Source organism: Lutibacter sp. (assembly GCF_040883305.1).
Classification (GTDB): domain Bacteria; phylum Bacteroidota; class Bacteroidia; order Flavobacteriales; family Flavobacteriaceae; genus Lutibacter.
In genome coordinates this window covers 1-2827 of the sequence record NZ_JBFLKT010000389.1, presented here as the reverse complement: position 1 = coordinate 2827, position 2827 = coordinate 1, and the positions used below count along the sequence as shown (strand labels likewise).

1 protein-coding gene is annotated in these 2827 nt (G+C 30.5%); it reads right to left on the bottom strand.

What is annotated here, in order from left to right:
* Window positions 1–115: 115 nt before the first annotated feature.
* The coding region (locus AB1Z17_RS12490) for a phosphoesterase (RefSeq protein ID WP_368052117.1) at window positions 116–2827 on the bottom strand (2712 nt) is incomplete at its 5' end.

Here is a 2827-nt window from a genome sequence, read left to right as displayed (position 1 = left end):
TCCGAATTAAACTTTTTAGTTTCAATATTTTGAGAAAAAAGGATTGTACTACTTAAGATTATTAAAATTGATAAAAGAATTTTTTTCATGTGTCTTTCTTATTTTTTTCATTTTTTTAAAAACCGAAACCGAGTCCTAAATTAAAATAAGCGCCATCTTTAGAATTAAAAACAGTAATATTTAAATTAACTAAATCGGCAGCAACTAACCAAAACCCTCCTCCATAAGATGTTTTCCAATCGTTAGAATTTTCATTTTTATGCCAAACTCTGCCATAATCAAACCCAGTAAAAAAGCCTAATTGTAAAGGTACTAATTCTGTTTTTACGTTTCGCACGGTAAATCTTAAATCACTATTCTGATAAAAAGAGCTGTTTCCCGTAAAGCGTTGATTTCTATAGCCACGTAATCCGTCCAGTCCACCTAAGTTTGCTGCATTATAAAACTCAAAATTAGTACCAATTATTATGTTACTTTTTAATTTTGATGCTAAAACAATGGTTCCTTTAGGATTTAATTTATAGTTAATTCCAAATGAAGGTGTTAGAAACGCATGGTTTTCTTCAATGTTTTTTATATTGGTTTTCCAGCCAGTTGCAATAGAAAAGTGCATTCCAAGGGTAGGAAAGACCCTATTGTCGTAGTTTTCATAGTTGTACAAAACTCTTAAACCAGCAAAGTTTTTTCTATTATCTAAGGTGTAATCGAGTGTGTTTATAAACCTATTTTGAGTTCCTTCAATTTCATTACTTTCAAATGTGGCACCTAATTTAAGAGTTGCTCCAAAACGACCTATCCATTTTAAGGTAGGTGACATTGCATAAGTGCTAAAGCGAACTCTATGGTAATCTTCCCCAAAATCATCTTCAAAATTAGTGGTTTCATTTCCAAATCCAAAGTGGTTAATGCTGTAATTAGAACTTGTAAATTTAGACTCAACTAAAAAATTCCAATTGCTAAAAATATTTGCAAACTCTGCATCGTATTCAATATCAAATCCTTTATTCGCAAAATAATAGCCTGCATTTAAAGAGTGTAATTGTGTAAAAGGGTTTCTTTCAAAACCATACACTGTAAAAATATTTTTTACTCCTATTTTAACGCCATCATCTGGGTTAGAACCAACGGATGGAATGAGCTGATTTTGACTATATTTTATTTTTTTATAATTGTAAGTGTTTGTATTATAGTTGTTCGTAAGTTTTGTTCTTCCGTTATTCTTAGTAAAGGTGTTTTTCTTTGTTTTGTAATCGTAAACGGTAACTTTTTTGCCGTTTTCAATAGTATATTCATCGTTGTTTTGACCTCCAATAATTCTTAATGGAATTACCTCTTTTTTAGAGCCAGTAACATTAAAAACATCTTTATCGTCTAAACCATACACCCAAATTTCTTTAGTTTCTTTTTTTAAATAGTGTTTTTCAGAAATTTTACTTCCCTTTTTATTGTTTTTTATATTGTAAATTTTTACAGAAGTTACTCCATTTTTTAAGCGTTCAATATCAAACCAATTATCTTTATCTGTTCCAGTAATAACTGCAAATTTAGCTAAGTGTTTGTAATATATTTTACCAATTTTATCGAGTTGTTGAAGTCTTCCTTTTAACTTGGTTTTTATCTCTGTAATGGTTTCGTCATTAACTTCATCAGGTATATTTTTAAATGCTTTTTCAATTATTTCAGAAGTGAGTTTTTTTTGAATAAAATTAATTTGGCTTTCCCAATTCTTATAAGTTGAAGTTTTTAGCAATGCCATATCTAGCGGATAGGGTTCTAAATTAAACCATTTTACACTTCTAATATCTTCATCATACACTTGCATTAATTTTAAAGCAGGAATTGCACGTGTTAAAAAACCGAGTATAAATCCATCGTTTTTAGAAAAAGCCTGATCGCGATCTCTTGGAACAGGTTTGTAAATATTCTTATTTTCTTTTTCAAATGTTGCCCAGCGCCATTGGTCTTCGTGTCTATCCCAATCTCCAATTAGCATATCAAATAAACGCGCTCTTATATAAGAGTTCTCATCTAAAATATTGTTGTCAGTTTTTCTTAATTTTTTCAGTAAATCGTCTGTACTAATTATTTCATTTGAATATCCAAAACTTGCAACTTTATCATGTCCAGAGGTTGCTCTTTCTTCAATCATATAAAGTTCATTACCAAAATCATTATTAAAATGTTTTAATGCTTTTTGTTTTGGCACATAATACAATGTAGGGTTTGCATGAAGGATATCCACAGCACTCGCCAAATCACCAATTACAAAAGGTGTGTAAGGATGTGCAGTTGTATAAATGTCAAGTAGCAGATTTTCGGTATATGTATTATCAAATTGTCCTTCAATATATTGATCTTTAAAAGCAACAGCTTGTATATATTGAGTGGCGCTTTTCCGCAAGGCTCGCATTACAAATTCCCTACCGTTTTTATCTTCTAGTCGCAATGATTTGGATTGGTTTCCGCCACCTTTTCTAATTGGAGTTAAACCTCCCATAAGCGTATCTAATACTACTGTTTTTGCATTTATTTGAGTACCATAATATTTTCTGTAATGATTGCCCCAAAATAATTTAAAAATTCCACTTTTAGTAACTTCCTTCTCACTGTAAATAGATGCTTTTTTATACGCTGGGAAACTTTCAGGATATGTTGTAAGTTGTTTTTTTAGATAAGATTCATAAATTTGGGTACTGTATATTAAATCTTGTTTATTGAATGCTTCTTTATAGAAAAAAACTTGTGAAGCCCCATTTTTATAAACTTCAACTTTGGCATATCCCAAACCGCCATAAGAAAATTTGCTACCATTAATTGTTCTCACCGG